27 protein-coding genes are annotated in these 20373 nt (G+C 39.9%); 7 read left to right on the forward strand and 20 right to left on the reverse strand.

Annotation, left to right across the window (positions count from 1 at the left end):
* Positions 1–111 precede the first annotated feature (111 nt).
* Both KJK34_RS02230 and KJK34_RS02235 read left to right on the forward strand, forming a co-directional pair.
* A complete protein-coding gene (locus tag KJK34_RS02230) occupies positions 112–1029 on the forward strand; it encodes a DUF5655 domain-containing protein (protein WP_223052213.1) in 918 nt (305 codons plus the stop codon).
* 49 nt (positions 1030–1078) lie between these two features.
* Positions 1079–1552 carry a YdeI/OmpD-associated family protein gene (locus KJK34_RS02235; RefSeq protein ID WP_223052214.1) on the forward strand — a complete coding sequence of 158 codons (474 nt, stop codon included), beginning with the start codon at positions 1079–1081 and terminating at the stop codon, positions 1550–1552.
* Between the two features lies 1 nt (position 1553).
* Here the strand turns inward: KJK34_RS02235 and KJK34_RS02240 are convergent, their stop codons facing one another.
* The 6 genes from KJK34_RS02240 to truA form a co-directional block, all read right to left on the reverse strand.
* Positions 1554–1769: a hypothetical protein gene (locus tag KJK34_RS02240; protein ID WP_223052215.1), complete on the reverse strand. Its 216-nt coding sequence runs from the start codon at positions 1767–1769 to the stop codon at positions 1554–1556.
* A gap of 162 nt (positions 1770–1931) precedes the next feature.
* A complete protein-coding gene (gene lpdA / locus KJK34_RS02245; protein WP_223052216.1) occupies positions 1932–3320 on the reverse strand; it encodes a dihydrolipoyl dehydrogenase in 1389 nt (462 codons plus the stop codon).
* Positions 3321–3421: 101 nt separating this feature from the next.
* Positions 3422–4096 carry a hypothetical protein gene (locus KJK34_RS02250; RefSeq protein ID WP_223052217.1) on the reverse strand — a complete coding sequence of 225 codons (675 nt, stop codon included), beginning with the start codon at positions 4094–4096 and terminating at the stop codon, positions 3422–3424.
* Positions 4097–4123: 27 nt separating this feature from the next.
* On the reverse strand, positions 4124–4411 hold the full coding sequence (locus KJK34_RS02255; RefSeq protein WP_223052218.1) for a hypothetical protein: 288 nt from the start codon (positions 4409–4411) through the stop codon (positions 4124–4126).
* 6 nt (positions 4412–4417) lie between these two features.
* Positions 4418–6184 carry an ABC transporter ATP-binding protein gene (locus KJK34_RS02260; RefSeq protein WP_223052219.1) on the reverse strand — a complete coding sequence of 589 codons (1767 nt, stop codon included), beginning with the start codon at positions 6182–6184 and terminating at the stop codon, positions 4418–4420.
* A gap of 13 nt (positions 6185–6197) precedes the next feature.
* Positions 6198–6932, reverse strand: a complete 735-nt coding sequence (gene truA, locus KJK34_RS02265) for a tRNA pseudouridine(38-40) synthase TruA (protein ID WP_223052220.1) — start codon at positions 6930–6932, stop codon at positions 6198–6200.
* Positions 6933–7076: 144 nt separating this feature from the next.
* Here truA and KJK34_RS02270 point away from each other — a divergent pair, with 144 nt between their 5' ends.
* Positions 7077–7574 (forward strand): metallophosphoesterase family protein, encoded by a 498-nt coding sequence (locus KJK34_RS02270; protein ID WP_223052221.1) that lies wholly within the window; start codon positions 7077–7079, stop codon positions 7572–7574.
* Here KJK34_RS02270 and KJK34_RS02275 read toward each other — a convergent pair.
* The 5 genes from KJK34_RS02275 to KJK34_RS02295 form a co-directional block, all read right to left on the reverse strand.
* The gene (locus KJK34_RS02275; protein WP_223052222.1) at positions 7571–7870 is read right to left on the reverse strand and encodes a hypothetical protein; all 300 of its coding nucleotides are present in this window, start codon (positions 7868–7870) and stop codon (positions 7571–7573) included. The genes KJK34_RS02270 and KJK34_RS02275 overlap by 4 nt on opposite strands.
* 23 nt (positions 7871–7893) lie before the next feature.
* Positions 7894–8193, reverse strand: a complete 300-nt coding sequence (locus KJK34_RS02280) for a hypothetical protein (protein WP_223052223.1) — start codon at positions 8191–8193, stop codon at positions 7894–7896.
* A 6-nt stretch (positions 8194–8199) separates the two neighbouring features.
* Entirely contained in the window at positions 8200–8415 is a 216-nt protein-coding gene (locus KJK34_RS02285) for a hypothetical protein (RefSeq protein WP_223052224.1), read from the reverse strand.
* Positions 8416–8527: 112 nt separating this feature from the next.
* Positions 8528–8878 carry a peptidase associated/transthyretin-like domain-containing protein gene (locus KJK34_RS02290; RefSeq protein ID WP_223052225.1) on the reverse strand — a complete coding sequence of 117 codons (351 nt, stop codon included), beginning with the start codon at positions 8876–8878 and terminating at the stop codon, positions 8528–8530.
* A gap of 110 nt (positions 8879–8988) precedes the next feature.
* Entirely contained in the window at positions 8989–9411 is a 423-nt protein-coding gene (locus KJK34_RS02295; RefSeq protein ID WP_223052226.1) for a DUF4293 domain-containing protein, read from the reverse strand.
* A 184-nt stretch (positions 9412–9595) separates the two neighbouring features.
* Between KJK34_RS02295 and rho the strand changes: the two genes are divergently transcribed.
* Entirely contained in the window at positions 9596–11431 is a 1836-nt protein-coding gene (gene rho, locus KJK34_RS02300) for a transcription termination factor Rho (protein ID WP_223052227.1), read from the forward strand.
* 69 nt (positions 11432–11500) lie between these two features.
* On the opposite strand, the gene KJK34_RS02305 is transcribed toward rho, so the two are convergent.
* Positions 11501–12145, reverse strand: a complete 645-nt coding sequence (locus KJK34_RS02305) for a hypothetical protein (RefSeq protein WP_223052228.1) — start codon at positions 12143–12145, stop codon at positions 11501–11503.
* 65 nt (positions 12146–12210) lie between these two features.
* Positions 12211–12747 carry a GNAT family N-acetyltransferase gene (locus KJK34_RS02310; RefSeq protein WP_223052229.1) on the reverse strand — a complete coding sequence of 179 codons (537 nt, stop codon included), beginning with the start codon at positions 12745–12747 and terminating at the stop codon, positions 12211–12213.
* Between the two features lie 27 nt (positions 12748–12774).
* On the opposite strand from KJK34_RS02310, the gene KJK34_RS02315 reads away from it, so the two are divergent.
* On the forward strand, positions 12775–13872 hold the full coding sequence (locus KJK34_RS02315) for a serine hydrolase domain-containing protein (protein ID WP_223052230.1): 1098 nt from the start codon (positions 12775–12777) through the stop codon (positions 13870–13872).
* A gap of 4 nt (positions 13873–13876) precedes the next feature.
* Here the strand turns inward: KJK34_RS02315 and KJK34_RS02320 are convergent, their stop codons facing one another.
* On the reverse strand, positions 13877–14050 hold the full coding sequence (locus KJK34_RS02320; RefSeq protein ID WP_223052231.1) for a hypothetical protein: 174 nt from the start codon (positions 14048–14050) through the stop codon (positions 13877–13879).
* 62 nt (positions 14051–14112) lie between these two features.
* Positions 14113–14979, reverse strand: coding sequence for a bestrophin family protein (locus KJK34_RS02325; protein WP_223052232.1), 867 nt, complete (start codon positions 14977–14979; stop codon positions 14113–14115).
* Between the two features lie 143 nt (positions 14980–15122).
* Between KJK34_RS02325 and KJK34_RS02330 the strand changes: the two genes are divergently transcribed.
* Positions 15123–16268 (forward strand): THUMP domain-containing class I SAM-dependent RNA methyltransferase, encoded by a 1146-nt coding sequence (locus KJK34_RS02330; protein WP_223052316.1) that lies wholly within the window; start codon positions 15123–15125, stop codon positions 16266–16268.
* A gap of 9 nt (positions 16269–16277) precedes the next feature.
* A complete protein-coding gene (locus KJK34_RS02335) occupies positions 16278–16511 on the forward strand; it encodes a hypothetical protein (RefSeq protein WP_223052233.1) in 234 nt (77 codons plus the stop codon).
* Between the two features lie 25 nt (positions 16512–16536).
* On the opposite strand, the gene KJK34_RS02340 is transcribed toward KJK34_RS02335, so the two are convergent.
* The 5 genes from KJK34_RS02340 to KJK34_RS02360 all read right to left on the reverse strand — a co-directional run bounded on the left by KJK34_RS02340 (position 16537) and on the right by KJK34_RS02360 (position 20336).
* Entirely contained in the window at positions 16537–16761 is a 225-nt protein-coding gene (locus KJK34_RS02340; protein WP_236937561.1) for a GldL-related protein, read from the reverse strand.
* Positions 16730–17167 carry a hypothetical protein gene (locus KJK34_RS02345; protein WP_223052323.1) on the reverse strand — a complete coding sequence of 146 codons (438 nt, stop codon included), beginning with the start codon at positions 17165–17167 and terminating at the stop codon, positions 16730–16732. Before KJK34_RS02345 ends, KJK34_RS02340 begins: the two co-directional genes overlap by 32 nt.
* Positions 17151–17501: a PadR family transcriptional regulator gene (locus KJK34_RS02350; RefSeq protein WP_223052234.1), complete on the reverse strand. Its 351-nt coding sequence runs from the start codon at positions 17499–17501 to the stop codon at positions 17151–17153. Before KJK34_RS02350 ends, KJK34_RS02345 begins: the two co-directional genes overlap by 17 nt.
* Before the next feature lie 116 nt (positions 17502–17617).
* On the reverse strand, positions 17618–18160 hold the full coding sequence (locus KJK34_RS02355; RefSeq protein WP_223052235.1) for a hypothetical protein: 543 nt from the start codon (positions 18158–18160) through the stop codon (positions 17618–17620).
* 1 nt (position 18161) lies between these two features.
* Positions 18162–20336: a S9 family peptidase gene (locus KJK34_RS02360; RefSeq protein WP_223052236.1), complete on the reverse strand. Its 2175-nt coding sequence runs from the start codon at positions 20334–20336 to the stop codon at positions 18162–18164.
* Positions 20337–20373 lie beyond the last annotated feature (37 nt).

Below are 20373 nucleotides of genomic sequence, written 5' to 3' on the forward strand. Positions count from 1 at the left end.
GTTAAGGGAATGGGAAGGGATTTTTTATATTACAGGAGTTGAGTGAGATTTATTTTTGAATTAGCTATTTACTAATACTGATTTTTATCTTTGTTAAAATTTATAATAATTATGCCATTATATAAATCAGGATCCAGCCTTGAGCACATAAAGGAACTCCCATTTAAATTTGAGAAAGAGATTCAGTTACTGGTTGAAGGAAATTTGCAACTGTTATTGAAATTAGATTTAATAAAATCTGAATTTTCACTTAATAATTTTAGAATAGATTCTTTAGCTTTTGATAACGAATCAAAATCATTTGTTATTATCGAATTCAAAAGAGATAAAAATTTCAGTGTTATTGATCAAGGTTATGCTTACTTATCATTAATGCTAAATAATAAGGCTGACTTTATTCTTGAATATAACGAGCGCAAAGAAACACCACTTCGGAGAAATGATGTTGATTGGTCGCAGTCAAAAGTTATTTTTATTTCTCCACACTTTACTACTTATCAAAAGGAGGCTATCAATTTTAAAGATTTACCTATTGAATTGTGGGAAATTAAAAGATTTGAAAATAATACAATAAGCCTTGATCAAGTTCAGAAATCCTCAGCAAAAGAGAGTATTAAAACTATATCAAGGAATGATCAGGTTGTCGAAGAGGTTAGCAATGAAGTTATTGTATTTACTGAAGATGAACATTTATTGAAGGCTGATTTTGAAACCAGAGAATTATATGAAACTTTAAAAGAAAGAATACTAAACTTAGATGATAATATAACGCTTAATCCTCGTAAGCATTTTGTTGGATTTAAGGTTGATGGCAGTACTTTTTGCGACATAGTTTTTCAAAGTAAAACACTTAAAATATACATTAACTTAAAGAGTGGTGAGCTTGAAGATAGTAAGTTATTAGCAAGAGATGTTTCTAATGTGGGGCATTGGGGTAATGGTGCTTATGAGGTTAAAATGAGCGATCAGGATAATTTAGAATATATATTAATTCTATTGAAGCAATCTTTAAAAAAGAATAAAGGTTAATTCACATGAGGTTATTTCTGGCATCACATATTCTTACATATTAGCACGTATGAAAACTAACCCCCTCATCAATCAGGAAATACTCCTCGAAAAATTTCCAGGTAAGGGCGGGTGGACGTTTGCAAGGCTGCCTGAAATAAAACCGGATAAAAATGCGCCATTTGGGTGGCGTAAGGTAAAGGGCACTATTGACGGTTACGAAATTAAAGCCTACCATCTTATGCCAATGGGCAACGGGCAGTTGTTTCTGCCTGTAAAGGCCGAAATACGCAAAAAGATTAAAAAGCAGGCAGGCGACTATGTCCACGTAATCTTATACATTGATGACAGCGTGTTTGAAGTCCCCGATGAACTCATAAACTGCCTTAAAGATGAACCCGGCGCTTATGAAATGTTTTGCAGTTATACCCAAACCGAGCAAAAGGCTTTTACCGACTGGATATACAGTGCCAAAAAAGAAGATACCAAAGTGGAGCGTATTGTAAAAATGCTCAAAATGCTGGAAAAAGGGGAAAGGCTATAGCTTACTTTTTCTTTTTCTTACTGCCTTTCTTTTTCTTCTTTTTGCCCCAGTTATTCTTCATTTTCTTATAGGACTTCTTGGAAACGGTGGAATTCTTTTTAGAACGGGACTTGCCTTTCTTTTTGCGGGCATTAATGTTATTCACCAAAGAGTTTTTAACGCCCAGTTTATTTTTCTTCTTACTGCTTTTTTTAGCTTTTTTCTTCAGTTTACTCATAGCATAAATTATTGTAACCTGAAGTTATGGCATAATAACGGGGAGTAAAAGCCAAATAACGCAACTTTAAATATTGTTCAATAAAAAATCCGCCCTGAAAACTCAAAGCGGATTTATATATTCTAATTCCTGAATCTTCAATCAGAAATCTTCAATCTTAAATTACAGGTGAATCACTTCGCCGTAAGCATCGGCTACAGCTTCCATAACCGCCTCGCTCATAGTTGGGTGCGGGTGAACGGCTTTCAGTATTTCATGGCCTGTAGTCTCCAGCTTGCGCGCTACAACAGCTTCAGCTATCATATCGGTAACGCCGGCACCAATCATGTGGCAGCCCAGCCATTCGCCGTACTTGGCATCAAAAATAACTTTTACGAAACCATCAGGTGTTCCGGCGGCTTTTGCCTTACCCGAAGCCGTGAACGGGAATTTACCCACTTTAATTTCGTAACCTTTTTCTTTGGCAGCTTTTTCGGTAAGGCCGACAGAAGCAATTTCAGGGGTAGCATAGGTACAGCCCGGTATGTTGCCATAATCAAGCGGTTCTACGTGCAGGCCTGCAATTTTCTCAACGCAAAGGATACCCTCGGCAGAAGCAACGTGTGCAAGTGCCTGGCCAGGAACAACGTCACCAATGGCATAGTAGCCCGGTATGTTGGTCTGGTAGTAGCTGTTCACTAATATCTTGTCCCTGTCGGTTGCAATGCCTACTTCTTCAAGGCCAATGTTTTCAATGTTTGATTTGATTCCCACAGCCGAAAGCACAATGTCAGCTTCAAGTACTTCTTCACCTTTAGCCGTTTTAACGGTAGCCTTAACGCCGTTGCCTGTAGTATCAACTTTTTCTACAGAAGCATTGGTCATGATTTTAACCCCCGCTTTTTTAAGCGAACGCTCAAACTGCTTAGAGATATCCTCATCTTCAACCGGAACGATGTTAGGCATAAACTCTACAACGGTTACATCGGTACCCATTGCATTGTAGAAGTGTGCAAACTCAACACCTATAGCGCCCGAACCTACCACTATCATTGATTTTGGCTGTTCCGGCAGTGTCATAGCCTGGCGGTAACCGATAACCTTTTTACCGTCCTGCGGCAGGTTAGGCAGCTCGCGCGAGCGTGCCCCGGTAGCAATAATGATATGATCGGCGCTAAGCTCGCTGGTTTTACCATCTTTATCGGTAACCTCAATTTTTTTGCCCGGCTTAACTTTACCGGCACCGAATATAACTTCTATCTTGTTCTTTTTCATAAGGAACTGAACGCCTTTGCTCATACCGTCGGCAACGTCGCGGCTGCGCTTAATAACAGCGCCAAAGTCTTTATCAAATTCCTTTACGGTAAGCCCGTAGTCAGATGCATGCTTAAGGTAATCAAATACCTGCGCGCTTTTCAGCAACGCTTTTGTTGGGATACAGCCCCAGTTAAGGCATATGCCGCCTAGGTTTTCTTTTTCTACTATGGCTACCTTAAAGCCTAACTGAGAAGCCCTTATGGCTGTTACATAACCGCCCGGGCCGCTTCCCAAAACAATAACATCGTATTTCATGAGTAAGTATTTTTTCTCGTTTATTTACGCGTACGAAAATAGTTAATATTTTACAAAGGGGGAAATGTTTCCGGATGATTTGGCTTAAGCCCCCGCCAAGATTATTCTAATATGTTTTTATTAGTTCCGTTTACTTTATGCGATATAACAGCTTTTCCTTCCTTAGCTCTTAATACCAAACGTTCGTCGGTAATTTTATCACCTAATTTTATTTGTGTAAGGTCGGCTTTAGTGTCATGCCAAAGCACCGCACGCTGGCGCACCTTGTCGTTTGTATTGGTATTCATCAGCAGGTATGCCACTTCATTAGAGGCATACAGGTAAATAGCTTCGCCACCGTCTTTACCGCCATAGTCAAGCCCAAGCCCTATACGGTCTTCATCATCGGCAAAACCAAACCCGCCGCGTTCATCACCTATGGTATCATTAATTATATAAGACCAGCCTTCTGAGTTCCTGTCCTCAAGCTCGCCGCCTATCTGCAATTTGCCATCCCTACCCATATACAGGCGGTCAATACCCTTTTCGTCTATAAACGCAATTCCTGACATTGGGTCTTTCCTTTTCCGGTTTTTATCCTGCGGAATAGGATTCCCCATCATGATAAAGGGTTTACCATCAGCGTCTTCTATAACTATACCTCTTGCGCGTACAATATTATTCTTATTGCTTGTAAATGATACAAGAATAAGTACAGCTGCAATTGCAACTATGCCCATTAGTATTATCTTTAGTTGCTTTACCTGTTTTTGTAAAGATTTGATTTGGTCTTCCATAACGTAATTATTAAGAAACTCGGAATGTTACTTAGAAGATGTTTTCTTAGTGTTTTTCAAAATAAACACAGCAATACCTGCATGTACTGCCACGTTTGCCATTACTAAAAAGATAGCTTGGTAAAACGGCAGTGGGGCATAAAAAGGGTAGGAGCGATCTATAAACGATATAGGCAGGCTTAGCACTGTAATGGTAAGGCTGCCGATAATATTAAAGAATTTTATGTAAACGCCCTGCGACAGATAAACTGCGAACATGCTTATCATCATTTCTGCAATAAACAGCACAAGGAATAATTTCAGGTATAACTTCATAACAGCTTAGTTTACTTCGCCTTCGGTACTTTCTACTGCAAACTGCGAGAAGTATAAATTGCGGTAATAGCCCATTTCACGGTTAATAAGGTCGTAATGCGAGCCCTGCTCTACAATAACACCCTTATCCATCACAATAATCTTGTCGGCGTTTACAATAGTGGCAAGCCTGTGAGCAATTACGATACTGGTGCGCCCTTCGGTTACTTTCTCTGTTGCGGTGCGTATCAGCTCTTCCGAATAGGTGTCTATAGATGAAGTAGCCTCATCCAGTATCAGTATGCTTGGGTTGCTCACATAAGCCCGTAAAAAAGCAATTAGCTGCCGCTGTCCTGAAGAGAGCATAACACCTCGTTCCTTTACATTATAATCATAGCCGCCCGGCAGGGTTTCTATAAAGTCGTGCACGCCAATGGCCTTGGCGGCGTCTATAACTTCCTCACGGCTAATGTTAGAGTCATTAAGCGTAATGTTATTTAAAATACTGTCCGCAAACAGGAAAACATCCTGCAGCACTATGGCTATCTGCCTGCGCAGGCTGTCCAGCGTAAAGTCATTTATATTAGTCCCGTCAACCGTTATGTTGCCGCTGTCAATCTCGTAAAAGCGGTTCAGCAGGTTAATTATAGTCGATTTACCCGCACCCGTTGCGCCCACTATGGCTATGGTTTCGCCTGCCTTAACGTCGAGGTTTATTCCCTTAATAACCTCTTCGCCCTGAATGTAGCTGAAGCGTACATTCTCAAAGTGGATTTCTCCTTTAAAATGACCGGCTTCAACCTGTCCCGGTACCTGCACAAAGTTTTCGATGTCGAGTAATTCCAGCACGCGGTCTGATGCTATGATACCCATCTGCAATTCGTTGAATTTATCGGCAATCTGCCTGAGTGGGTTAAACAGCATACTGATAAGCATTGTATAGGCAAACAGGTCACCAAACGTGGTAATGCCATCTCCATTCAAGATATTAAGCCCGCCGTACCAGATAATAAAACCAAGCGTTAATGATGAAATAATATCGGCAATAGGAAAAAAGATAGAGTTATAAAGAATATTCTTTAACCATGCCTTGTTGTGCTTCTGGTTGATGTTCTTAAACTTTTGATATTCAATTTCCTCACGGTTAAAAAGCTGAACTATTTTCATCCCCGTTAGGCGCTCCTGTACAAAAGTATTGAGGTTGGCTACCTGTGTGCGCACTTCTTCAAACGCGCCTTTCATTTTTATCTGGAAAATGCGGGTGGCATAAAGCAATATTGGCATTGCCAGCAGCACAATAAGCGTCAGCTTCCAGTTCATGTAGAACATAAAGCCCAGTATCACGATCATTTTAAGCAGGTCGCTTATAATCATGAACAACCCCTGGCTGAATATCTTGGCTATAGATTCGATGTCAAAAACGGTACGGGTTACCAGCTTGCCTACAGGCTCGTTATCAAAAAACTTCATACGGAAAGCCGTAATGTGGCGGAAAAGTTTTTCGCGAATGTCCTTCACAATGTCCTGCCCCAGCCAGTTCGCCCAGTACACGAAGTAAAACTGCGAAACTACCTCAAGCATAAGCACTATTCCCATTAAAATGATATAGTATAGCAAGCCCTCGGCATCGCCTGTCCGAACATAACTGTCAACTGTCTGCTTGAGCAGGTAAGGGCGCAGCGCTGCAAATACAGAAAGGGCTACGGCAAATATTATTACGCTTATATATCGCGATTTATAAGGCTTTGCAAACTGCATTACCTTTTTTAAAGAAGATGATTTTATCGTTTTCATTTTGTTTTCAGGCTTAAATATACGGATAAATTACCTTAGTAAGGTATAACCCGTGTGCCGGCACCGAGAAGCCTGCACGGTTTCGGTCACGGCTTTCTATAACATCCCTCACATCAGCTACCGTCATTTTTCCTAACCCTACATTTACCAGTGTGCCTACTATAGCGCGCACCATGTTGCGTAAAAACCTGTCAGCAGTAATGGTAAAAACCAGCTTTGTGCCGTTATGCACCCAATAGGCTTCTTTAATATCGCAATTAAAGGTTTTAACGTCGGTATGGGTTTTAGAGAAGCATTTAAAATCGGTATAATCAAATAAAACCTGTGCCGCTTCGTTCATTTTTGCCACATCAAGCTCGTGAAAATTATACCACGAACCTTCATGGTCAAAAGCATCCTTAAAGGTGTGAATATGATATTCATAGGTGCGGCTGGTGGCATCAAAACGCGCATGGGCATCATCAGCAACGGGTATAAAACGGTACACCACAATATCCTTTGGTAAAAATGAATTGAGCCGCTGCACAAGGGTATCGGCATCAAAAGGTTCCTCATAATCAAAATGGGCATACATCTGCTTTGCGTGCACACCGGTATCGGTACGCCCTGCTCCCAAAACGTCAATTTCTTTGCGAAACAGGGTAGAAAGCGCTTTATTAAGTGTTTCCTGTACACTGGGGCTTTGCGGCTGGTATTGCCACCCGCAATAATTTTTTCCGTTGTAGGCAAACTCTATAAAATATCTCAAAACTGACTGATGATTTTTAGGAAAAGCAAAGATAATCAATAGCCCCCAACCCCCAAAGGGGGCTATTGTTAAGTTACGATAATTATTCACCAAATTCAAAAACTCCCCCTTTGGGGGCAGGGGGTCATTTAATACATTTGTAGTATGAAAAAAATACTTCTCCTCAGCGATACCCACAGCCATATAGATGATACCATACTGAAATATGTAAAGCAGGCAGACGAAGTGTGGCATGCAGGGGATATTGGCAACCTTACCGTAACCGATACAATTAAAAAAGAGAAGCCGCTACGGGCAGTTTTCGGGAATATTGACAGCAGTGAAGCACGGCAGGAATTTCCGCTGAATAACCGTTTTATGTGTGAGGGGGTAGATGTGTGGATAACCCACATTGGGGGTTACCCCGGCAAATATAACCCAGCGGTTAGGGAAGAGCTGAATTTAAATCCGCCAAAGCTGTTTATATGCGGGCATTCTCATATTTTAAAGGTACAGTTTGATAAAAAGCTTGGCCTGCTGCACATGAATCCCGGCGCTGCGGGAGTGCATGGCTTTCATCAGGTGCGTACTATGCTGCGTTTTGAAATTGATGGCGATAAAATACAGAACCTTGAGGCTATTGAGATAGGTAAGAGGGGCTAAAGCTTGAAGCCGAGCATAATATTAAGCATTTGCACCCTGCCAAAAAAATCTTTATAATCAGGATGCGTGTTGGTTTCAAGAAACGCATGGCAGTAGTTAACCCCGGTAAAGAAACGGATGTTATCTAACTTAAAATCTATTGTTACTGTTGGTATTATAGTAAAGCCTTCCTGCCTGCCCAGGCTTTGTGAGCTTTTCTGGCGCAGGTATATATAACCGAACCCAATGCCCGGGTTTACTTCAAAGTAGTCATTAAGAGCAAACTTATACATTCCCTGTAAATTAAGCTGGCCCATATTAGTATTGTTTGCATTACCGGCTACCACTTATCAATTACAGTAAACTGAGACAATTCTCCACTACCAATAATGTGAACCCTCCCGATAATTCCAAAGGTAACCCCCATACCAATCCCCGTACCTGTACCATTGGCTTCTGCTATTACATTATCGCCAACACCATTAGAGGATACATAGTAAAGCCGGAAGAACTCCTTATATTTTAATTCTTCTTTAATTTCAGCCAGCTTTGCAGCATATTCTTCATCGGTAAGTTCTTCTTCCTGAGCAATACACGTAAATCCCAGCATAATCAAAATAAAGGTGAGAATGTGTTTCATAACTGTTTAGTAAGAGATTGTGTATTCAAATGATTCTTCCCCAACCGGTACTTCAACCTCATAAACAGAAAAGTCGGAGAGCATATACTTAACTGTAAGTACCTGGTTTTTGGCAACGGAGATATTATTGTATGAATAGTAGTCGTAATATGGTTCAAAACTCCTTGGTGTATCCATCGGGGTATTCTGAAAATTATAATCAACATAGTTTACATTCACCATACCCAGCACATCATATTTTAATAAGCTTCTGCCTGAATTGGAGCTAACAAAATTAAGCGCTAATGTAACGCTGTTATTTATCGGGTACAGCTTTACAGGCTCAAAGTTTATTTTATAATTTGTCAGACCTTAAAACACTTCGGGTAATATTTACATGGGTTGTATTAGAGAGAGAACTATAATTTTGGTATTGCCGGTTTATTTGTAATTCTATAGCTACATCTTCGCGTGCTCCGGGAAACATTATAAGGTATTCGCCATTCGCATTGGTTTCGCCAATTCCTGCAATATCCCTTACATCACCGTCATCATATTCTGCCTCAACAGGTATGCCTTCAAGCGGGTTACCATTCGGGTCGGTTACACGGCCTTCAAAAATAATTTTTGTAGAACCTTCATACTCAATTGTGTTACAACCATAAAGTGTGAGTGCTGTAATAGCGAGGAGTAGAACTTTATTCATTAGCAGGATTTTTAACTAAGACACCATAAGTGTAAAAAGGTTGCCTGTAAAAATAAAAAAACTCCGCTAACAGCGGAGTTTTTACGCACTAATAAACTAAGTTAAAAGGTTTATCGTAGCCTGTCTACAGATTTTACGAGATCTTCATCCTTCTTGATAGCCCTATTGGCAAGGCTTAGTAATACGATAGAAATGATGGGGATGAACATTCCAATACCCTTCTCTGAAACCACCTTATCAGGGTCGGTTTCTCCGGATAGATTTAGTAAACGGTAAACGAATAATCCTAATAAAATTAAATTTAATATTATGTTGAGCCTGTTCATTACAAACTGCCTCTTTCTCTTCTTATAAGTCAGTATACTTATTGCCGAAAGCGTTGTACTTAGCCCCAGCAGCGCCACAAATGCAAGGTTGCCTACAAAGTAGTAGTCGGTACCATTGCCATTAACCCACAAAGGGAAAATAAAGGGCAGCACGCCTGTTGCAATAAACGCTAAAAACAAGTAAACTGTTTGTATTCTTTGTAACATATTGCTTTTTTGCTCCACAAAAATATGGTTTCTTTTTAAAAAATACTATTGTACAGTAAAAATAAATTTGTAATATTGCAGTACTTAATCTTAAGTACTTCATTCTGCGAAGTATGGAATTTCCGAAAGAAAATACCCTCCACATTTTGAACATACCATTTTAATTTAATCAAGAAATCAATACATGTTTGATATTTCCGAATTGAAAGAAATGAAGCTCCCTGAGCTTCAGGAAATTGCGAAAAAAGCCAAAATAAGCAAGTACAGGGGTTTAAAAAAAGATGATTTAATATACCAGATTTTAGACAGACAGGCAGCAGACCCTGAAGCTGTTAAACCACTGAACGAAGATGCCGCACAAAATAATAATACCGAAGCTATCGCTAATACGGAAGATAAGCCTAAAAGGGCGAGGATAGCAAAAACGGATAAAAACAGCCCTGCAATAGAAAAAGCACCTGCAAAGGCGCAGCCAAAGGATAAAACCCTGAAGCCAAAGGCAGACAGTAAAATAATAAGCCCTAAGTCAGATACACCGGCAAAGAGCGGTGAAGAAGATAAGCCTGCCGATAATGAACGTGCCGGCAATCAGAAAGCTGAACTCCAGCAAAAAAGGCAGGAGCCAGCTGACAATAAGCCTGACACTAAAGATGCTAAGCCGCAACAGAAGCAAAAAAATGCTACTCCTGATAAAAAAAGGCAGCTAACAGAAGAAGAGCGCCAGGCGATGATTGAAAGGGCAAATGCAAACAATCCTAACCACCCGAGCTATAAAAAGAAAATGGAGCAGGCCGGGCAGCAGCAAAATGCAGGTAATAACAACCAGCAAAATAACAGCAACGGCCACCAGAATAATAACAACCACCAAAAGAAGCAAAACCCGCGCGAACCCGATTATGAGTTTGACGGTATTATAGAAAGTGAAGGCGTACTGGAAATGATGCCTGACGGATATGGTTTTCTTCGTTCATCTGATTATAATTATCTTGCTTCACCTGATGATATTTACCTTAGTAATTCACAGATACGCCTTTTCGGCTTAAAGACCGGCGATACCGTTAAAGGTGTGGTGCGCCCGCCGAAAGAAGGTGAAAAATACTTCCCGCTTGTACGCGTGCTTAAAATTAACGGGCATGACCCGCAGGTAGTGCGCGACAGGGTGGCATTTGAGCACCTTACGCCACTTTTCCCTGAAGAAAAATTTAACCTTGCCGAAAAGCAAAGTACCATATCTACACGTATTATTGATTTGTTCTCACCTATTGGTAAAGGCCAAAGGGGTATGATTGTGGCACAGCCTAAAACAGGTAAAACAATGCTGCTTAAAGACATTGCCAACTCTATTGCGGCAAACCACCCTGAAGTATATCTTATTGTGCTTCTTATTGATGAAAGGCCGGAAGAGGTTACCGATATGCAGCGCAGCGTTAGGGGAGAGGTAATAGCCTCTACCTTTGATGAGCCTGCAGAACGCCATGTTAAAGTTGCCAATATTGTTCTTGAAAAAGCAAAACGCCTTGTAGAATGCGGACATGATGTAGTAATATTATTGGATTCTATTACCCGCCTTGCAAGGGCATACAACACAGTACAGCCTGCTTCGGGTAAAGTGCTTAGTGGTGGTGTAGATGCTAACGCACTGCAAAAGCCGAAACGCTTTTTTGGTGCAGCCCGTAATATAGAAGGTGGCGGCTCTTTAAGTATTATTGCCACTGCACTTACCGATACCGGTTCTAAAATGGATGAAGTTATCTTTGAAGAATTTAAAGGTACAGGTAACATGGAGCTGCAGCTTGACAGGAAAATTGCCAACAGGCGTATTTTCCCTGCTATAGACCTTACTTCTTCCAGCACACGCCGCGATGATTTGTTGCTTGATGAAAAAACAATACAGCGCATGTGGATAATGCGCAAGTATCTTGCTGATATGAATCCTGTAGAAGCAATGGATTTTATAAACGACAGGTTTAAAAAGACAAGGAACAATGAAGACTTCCTGATGTCGATGAACGACGATTAATTTACTACCACATAAAACAAATGCCCGCTTTTGAGCGGGCATTTGTTTTTATATTCAGTTGTTTAAAATCTATTCTTTGATAACCATAACGGTAGCTTTAAAGCCAGTTGCTAAATTCCATTGGTTTGATGATACAAGATTCTCTTTATCATCATACACATAAAATTCCGCTGTATTAGGCCCGCTTGTTCCCTGGTTAAGCGCTTCAAAATCAATTTTATTAAAACCCGGTTCAAGCTTTATTTGGATACCCCTGAATTGGTTTGTTAGTACAATTTCGGGTACTACGGTACGTCCGTTAACCAATACCTTAATCCTGTCTCCATCTTCATATTCAAAATCGCGCGCCATGATCTGTACAAATTCAGACGTAATTTTATATTCGCCAAAAAACTGGTTGCCCCTGTAAGGCTCGTTAGATTCTCCTTTTCTTTTTACTTCTGTACGGTCGCGGTACTCATCAGTCCTGTTCACAAACTTGTCTTCCTGATACATACTGAAGCTGTTATTGTCTCCGCCTATCTGATATGTAGCTGTATTAGATGGTTTTGGCGGTGTAACCGAAAAAGGGCTTGTTGTACTTACAGAAGGGGTATTGTTTGGTGCTGTTGTGTTACTTCTGGGTACAGAAATACTGCCTGTATTGCTATCGAACTGTGCCCATGCATTACAGGTAACAAAGGTAAAAGAAGCAAAAACAAGTAATTTTTTCATAAAGTACTGACCTTTAAAAGCAAAATAACAAAATTTAACCGGATAATCAATAAATGCAAACGCATTTACTGCTGTATTATTTCAGGTGTTGCCATCCACAATTTAACAGGCTGTTTAAAATTTATACTGCCCGGTGTTGTTATATATTCCCATACAAAAATAAAGCCAGCTTTTTCGAGAACTCTGTTTGCTGCATCATTATCTGCGTGTGGCTGACAAAATAATCTTTCAAGTTTTAAATTGTTAAAGAAATAGGATAGTGACAACTTTACAAGCTTAGCTGCAATACCTTTACGCCTTGCTTCCTGCTTCCATATATGCAGGTGCATATAAGCCTCTTTGCCGTAAGTAAAAGGATTTACATTGCAATGCCCGATTGCTTCACCATTATATTCCCATATCAGGGCATAAGCTCTTTTTGAATTGTATGGCAGCAATATCTGTTGTTGTAGCATTCCTTCAAATTCTTTGCGCTTTGGTAACAGCTTTTTATCGGCACCCATTGCCATAAGTTCAGCTTTAGTAGTTTTATACCAGTAATCTGCAATAGCTGCTATATCTTTTTGCTGTAATTCGCGTACGGACACCGAAAATTTATCCATATTTGTAGAGTTGATACTGCAATGCTAATGAAAAAATTACTTTGTTTTATACTTGCAACAGGTTTATTGTTGCTTTTAGGCTCTTGCAAGCTGGGCAGGTTTGCCTACTATAACTTTGCAAATATAACCGACCACGAAATTTTTCCTTACCGAACAGCCGAAAAAGGAGATTATATTTTTACTTATGCTGTGGCAGAAAGCGGTAAGGCACCTAAACAAATTACGGTTGAAGGAAATGAAACTACTTTTGATGCCTATCTTGAAAAGAACCGTACAGTAGCTTTTCTGATCATTCAAAACGATACCATACAGTATGAAAAATATTTTGACGATTATAGTGAGGATGCGGTTGTCGCTTCATTTTCTATGGCAAAGTCAGTTACCTCAATTTTAATTGGCTGTGCTATTGATGATGGTTACATAAAGTCTGTAGATGAGCCTGTTACTAACTACATATCCGAACTAAAAGAAAACGGATTGCAGAGTGTTACAATAGAGCACCTTTTACAAATGACAAGCGGTATAAAGTTTAGTGAGAGCTACACCAATCCTTTTGGCGATGCCGCAACCTTTTATTACGGACGCAATTTAACAAAGGCAGTGCTTAAACGCAAACTTAAAAAAGAACCCGGTTCGGCATTTAGTTATAGTAGTGGCGATACACAGGTATTAGGTATGGTTTTGCAAAGGGCGCTTAAAGGTAAGAGCATAACACAATATCTTGAAGAGAAGCTATGGAAGCCCTTAGGCATGGAGTATGACGCAACCTGGAGCCTTGACAGGGAGAACGGGATGGAAAAAACGTTTTGTTGCATAAATGCACGCGCCCGTGACTTTTCTAAAATAGGAAGGCTTTATCTGAATAATGGTAATTGGCAGGGAAAACAAATTGTTCCTGAAGAATGGGTAAGGCGCTCTGTAACGGCAGATACAGTTACCGGTGCGAGTTTTTACAAATACCAGTGGTGGCTGCCCAGCCAAAGCGGAGACTTTATGGCGCAGGGCATACTGGGGCAGTATATATATGTAAACCCTTCCAAAAACTTAATTATAGTGAGGCTTGGAGAGAACTACGGCAATACAGACTGGAGAAACCTATTTAAGTCGTTAGCACAGCAATATTGATTTTTCATTTATGCCTGCCAGTGCGGCTTTGCTCGGCATTCCAGTCTTCTGTGCTGTCTTTTTGGTCGCGCTCATCAAGCTGTACCGGTTCATCTGTTTTTTCGTAATGTGCATTATGGCTAACATCATCATTAGCCTGAAGCTTTTCGTTATTTGCTTTTTTATCTTCCGTGTTCATAATTACTTTTTATTAAAGTTAGCAATTATGGCAGGATGATGCTGTTAAACAGGTTATAAATCTTAATAGATAAGTTCCTCTACATTTTTTCTTATGTTATCGGCTATTTTAGAGGTAGGCAGGTCGTTCGGGTCATTACCAAACGGGTCTTCAATCTCTTCTGCGATAAGCTCAAGACTTGCCAGCACATAAAAAATAAATACTACAACAGGTATTACGTAATACCCTAACTGGAACACATAACCAAACGGCAACGACATCACATAAAAGAAAATAAATTTTTTAATGAAAACGCTGTAAGAGTAGGGTATAGGTGTGTTTTTTATACGCTCGCACGCGCCGCAAATATCAGTGAATGATTGTATCTCAGAGTTTAACACAATAAGCTGATCTCCGGTTATCTTACCCTCTTCATAAAGCGTATTCACCTTTGCTATTATTGCTTTGGCAATCTGGTTGGGCTTGTGGTTATAATAATCAGCCGAAAGCGTTTCATCTTCAAAAAGCTCATGATTTATTTCCTCGTTTTTAAGATGCAGGCTCAATACATGCGAATAAGCAGGTATAAGCCTGCGCAGTATGGCTTTATCATCTTTATCTTTTAGCATTACAGCAACTTTTAGTGCCAGGTTACGGCTGTTGTTTACCAGTGCACCCCACATCTTTCGGCCTTCCCACCACCTGTCGTAAGCAGTGTTGGTCCTGAAAACCAGCAATAATGATATAACAAACCCCAGCATGGTATGGGTAATGGTAATGTTCTTTACGTGGCTGGTTTGAGAGAGTTGCCACACTTCAATTTCAAGATAGGCTACACTACCCGAATATGCTCCTATAGCAATCATTATGGGCAGCAGCTTTCGGAAGGTGTCTGCTTTATGAAACTGGAATATAATGCCGAACCATTCGCGCGGGTTGTACGATATCATGCTATTGTAGTTGTAATGCGGTTCCAAATATAAACTATTTGCAGCTATATAGCAGCCAACTTGCAACAGCCATTTTATTAACGCTGATATTTAACGTACTTTTGCAAACTGATAATGTACTGCACATAATGGAAAATTTTACAATGATAGCCAAAACGCTTTTTGGCTTTGAAGAGATACTGGCAAAAGAGCTGTTGCAGCTTGGCGCACAAAACATTGAAACCGGCGTGAGGATGGTGAGCTTTAAAGGCGATAAAGGCTTTATGTATAAAGCCAACCTGGCTCTGCGCGCGGCACTTAAAATATTAAAGCCAATACACAGCTTCAGGCTGTTTAATGAGCAGCAGCTTTATAAAGGCATACAGGTGATTGACTGGAGCGATTATCTTAGCCCCGACCAGTCTTTCGTGGTGGATGTTACCCTGCATTCGGATAACTTTAACCATTCGCAGTTTGTTGCCCTTAAAACCAAAGATGCCATTGTTGACCAGTTCAGGGAAAAGTACGGCAGGCGCCCGAACATTGATAAGGATTTTCCTGACCTGCGCATCAATGTACATATCCATAAAGAGCAATGTTCTGTTGCGCTCGATACATCGGGTAATTCCCTTCACCATCGCGGTTACCGTACTGCTACCAACATTGCCCCTATAAATGAGGTACTTGCAGCAGGTATGCTGTTGCTTAGCGGCTGGGATGGTCAGGGCGATTTTCTTGACCCGATGTGCGGTAGCGGTACCATACTGGCAGAAGCAGCCATGATTGCCTGCAACATTCCCGCAAATATAAACCGTAAAGAGTTTGCCTTTGAAAAATGGAATGACTGGGATAACGACCTTTTTGATAAGATTGTTGACTCTTTAATGAGTAAAACAAGAGAGTTTCATTACACGATAAAAGGTTTTGACAAAGCACCATCAGCAGTAGAAAAGGCAAAAGACAATATAAAAAACGCCAACCTTGACGAGTATGTAACGATAACACGTGACAATTTTTTTGATTCTGAAAAGGAAACAAGCGGGCCGTTGCACATACTGTTTAACCCACCCTATGGTGAACGCCTTGATATAGATATGGAGCGTTTTTACCGCGAAATAGGCGATACTTTAAAACAGGGCTATCCCGGCACGAATGCCTGGTTTATAACAGCTAACCTTGAAGCACTTAAATTTGTAGGGCTAAAGCCATCGCGCAAAATAAAGCTGTTTAATGGTAAGCTTGAGGCGCGCCTGGTTAAGTATGAAATGTATGAAGGCAGTAAAAAAGCAAAATTTCAGGAGCAACAATAACAACAGATTATGAACAGGAAAGTAAAAGCCATATTATATAACTTTTTGGGTTTCGCCCCGTTTTTCTTAATCACTTATTTTCTGGTAATGGAGTTTACCGGCCTCGACGGATTGTTTATTCCGCTTACTGCTTTTGTTGTAAGTACCATACTGGCACCTAAGTTTCAGGCTGTAAAATACCAGGGCGAAGAAAAGATATTTATGAAATGGATATTTATAAAGGGAGTAAAAGAGATAAAATAAAAAGGGGCATTTGCCCCTTTTTATTTTAAACTGCTGCCGCCTTGTACTTATGATAAAAGTAGTAAGGAAGTAAAGCAATATTCATAAATGCAAAGCCAAGCACAAGCATTATGTTTGCGCCAGGCCAGTGCATTATTTTAAACAGCAAGCCGCTGCTGATTAAAAAGGAGGTAATAAAACCTAATAAATAAACTGTTCGTTTCATGATATGATTGATTTTAATGATTACTTGTAAATTTTCTTTCAGCATTTTTGTAGCGCTGAATCAGGTAAACAGGTAACAGGAACAGGGCTAAACTTATAAAGCTGAAAAAGAGCAATATCATGGCACCCGGCCAATGAAATATTTTAAATACTGCACCTGATATAAAAAGCAACACCGTTACAAATACTGCTATATAAGTAACTTTCTTTCTTTTAAGGTAATTTTTAAGGTGTACTTCCATAAATGTTTCCCGCTGAATACTGCTAAAAGCGTGATGCCCCCCAAACTGTTGCAGGGCTGCCTTATATGCAGTTTCAAAATCATCAAACTGCCCTGTTTCAATATAAGTGCATATATGATCCAGCAGGTCATCTTTAAGTTCTCCCTGCCTAACGCCATAAAACTCCAGATTGGTGGCTATATATTCGATTTGTTCATCCGTTAAAATCATATACTGCTTTTTTATCATTAAAAATAACCGATAGTGTTTCAATAAAGTCATTCAGTTCGGCAGTAACTTTTATAGCTGCCTTTTTACCTGAATCTGTTACTTTATAATATTTGCGGACTCTTTTACCTATAAATACTTTTTCAGTATCAAGTATTTTTTCTGCCTCCATCCTGTGAAGAATAGGATATAATGCCCCTTCAGATATGTCTATCTTCCCTTGGGTTATCTCTTTTACCCTTTGTGTTATCTCATACCCATACATTTTGTCCGACTCACTTATCAGTTTTAATATGATAGGCTGCAGGGTTCCTTTGGTCAGTTCTTTACTATACATAGTACAAATATACATTTTATTTAAATGTATACAATACAAATGCTAAATGTTTTTATAAAAAAATGGAACTGTTTCACTTTTGAAACAGCCCCATTTAATTTTTACTATTATAACTCTTAGTATCTGAACAGTTTTTTAATAGCTCCGATTATACCTTCATTCTTTATTTTGTTCTCTTCAGGTATAGCGATACTAAAAGGTTCTTTAAGACTGCTATCATCAATTTCCGGTAACTCAAATGTGATGTCAGCATTTATAACGGATGTACTGCCGCCAAAATCATTTTTATAGACGAGATTATCATCTGTAACAATATAAACATTGTCATATTCTTTATCGGTATCCGGAATGAAGAATAGCAGATTCTTACCTTTGATATCAGGATGCAGATTGCCATCTCCTTTTGTTAAACCCTTTGCCTTTAAACGTGTACCTTGTTTTGAATAAACAACATAATTTACAAGGTAGGAGAAGTAAATATTGTCAAAACTATCCGGTGCCTGAATTAAAAATTCAGATTCTGATATCGCGTATATGAAAAATGTATCGCCTGCATTAACTACAGGTTCGTCAATACTATGCATGTCAATAAAATCAATTATTGCCTTTGTTACCAGCTCGAGATAACTTTCCCAAATGTAAATGCTGTTATACTTCATACTACTTTTTTAAATATATATCAAAATAGTCAGCAATCTTCTGGTTCAGGTGAAAACGGTCTTTACCGCGCACGTTATGCTCATGGGTAGGGTACAGGAAGTAATCTACCTGTACACCGGCTGCAATACAAGCTTGTATAAACTCCATGCTGTGTTGTTGTACCACTACATTATCCTGAGCCCCGTGTATCATCAGTAGCCTACCTTTAAGGTTCTTTGCCTTGTCAATAAGATTTGTTTTAGCATAGCCTTCCGGGTTTTCCTGCGGAGTATCCATATAGCGTTCGCCATACATAATTTCATAGAATTTCCAGTCAATTACCGGGCCTCCGGCAACGCCAACCTTAAATGTTTCAGGATAAGTTGTCATTAAAGTAGTTGTCATAAATCCGCCAAAGCTCCAGCCGTAAACGCCAATCTTATCCTGGTCAACAAATTGTTTAGCTTTCAGGTAATCAATGCCTTTCATTTGGTCGGCAATCTCATTTTGTCCCAGTTGCCTGTGTATTACATGCTCAAAGTCGCGGCCGCGTGCATCGCTGCCACGGTTGTCAAGTGTAAATACCACAAAACCCTGCTGTGCCATATAATAATCGAATAAAGATGCACCGCCCAACCACTCATTGGTTACAAGTTGTGCATGCGGCCCGCCATATACATACAGCATTACCGGATATTTTTTAGAGGCATCAAAATCAGCAGGATAAATCAGCCTTCCGTTAAGTGGTGTCTTTCCATCTGCTGCTGTTACTGTAACCAATTCCATTTTAGGCAGTACCGTTTTACCAGTATATGGGTTCTCTGCACTAAAGAGCGTATTGGTTTTATTGTTGCTCAGGTTAATGATGCTTACTTTATTTGGTGTATCGATATTGCTGAAGCTGTCAAGCGCATAGGTTGCGTTATTGCTCATTTCTATGCTGTGCGTACCCGAAGCAGTGGTTACCTGTGTGGTTTTACCTGACCTTAGTTCTACTTTATATAATTGCCTGTCAAGCCCATTGTTAGCAGTACCTATGTAATATACATTTTTGGCTTTAGCATCAAATTCCAACAGGCCTGTAACAACAACGTCTTTGTAGCCAAGCTTCTTTATGAGCTTCCCGTCTGTATTGTAATGGTATAGCTGCTCATAACCCTCTTTTTCAGTTCGGTATAAAAACTCATCATTTTTACCGGGAATAAAAGTAAGATCGTGCAACGGCTCTACATAGGTATCCGCTTTTTCTTCAAAAAGTGTTTTAATAAAATTACCGTTTGCAGCATCATATTTATTAAGCTTCAGGTGATTTTGCCCGCGGTTAAGGACTCCTACAAAAGCATACTTACCATCCGGCGACCACGTAACGGTAGTAAGAAATTGTTCTTTATCGCCTTCTGTTTTCAGGGTAACTTTATTTCCTGTTTTTATATCATAAACAACAAGTGTTACTTCTTCACTTTTCATACCTGCCATCGGGTAACGAATATCGTTTGAGGCAGCAATACGCTCGCTCCACTGCACCAGTGGATATTCCGCCACCATAGTTTCGTCCTTACGGTAGTACAGCAGCTTGTCGCTGTTAGGGCTCCACCACATACCACGGTTAATACCAAATTCCTGGCGGTGCACATAGTCGCTTCCGTTAACAATACCTTTATCTGTATCATTGGTCACAGCTATCACTTTACCGTTTGTATCGGTAACCTGTAAATTATTTTCGTTTGTAGAAGCTAAATACTTACCATCGGGCGATACAAATTTCTGCCCACCTTGTATATAAGGAAAAGCCGCCACTATGTTTTTTGTATCTACATTATAATGTACAATATAATTTAATGCTTCAGTATTGGCATCAAATGCTATTGTGCTTTTATCAATCCAGCTATATCCGTAAGGGAATATCTGCATTGCAAATTTCACCTCGGGGAACTTAACCCTGAGTGCATTCAGCAACTCATCTTTTGTAAGCAATGTGGTTTCATTCCAGTTGCTGCTTTCGCTACGTGCCATAAGTACAGCATAAGTATCATTAAGGTAGGTAAGCGTGTTGCTGTCAGGCCTCCAGTGAGGACTTACTAAGCTTTTAGGAGCAAATGCCTGATACTGTCCGTAGGTAGCTTCCTGAATGGTAAGGTTACGCTGTGCTGTAGCGGCTATTCCGGTTAAAAGGAACAGCCATAACATTTTTTTCATATGTATTTGTTGTTTGTTGTTCGATGTACGGCGAATT

This window comes from Flavobacterium coralii (genome assembly GCF_019891545.1).
GTDB lineage: Bacteria > Bacteroidota > Bacteroidia > Flavobacteriales > Flavobacteriaceae > Flavobacterium > Flavobacterium coralii.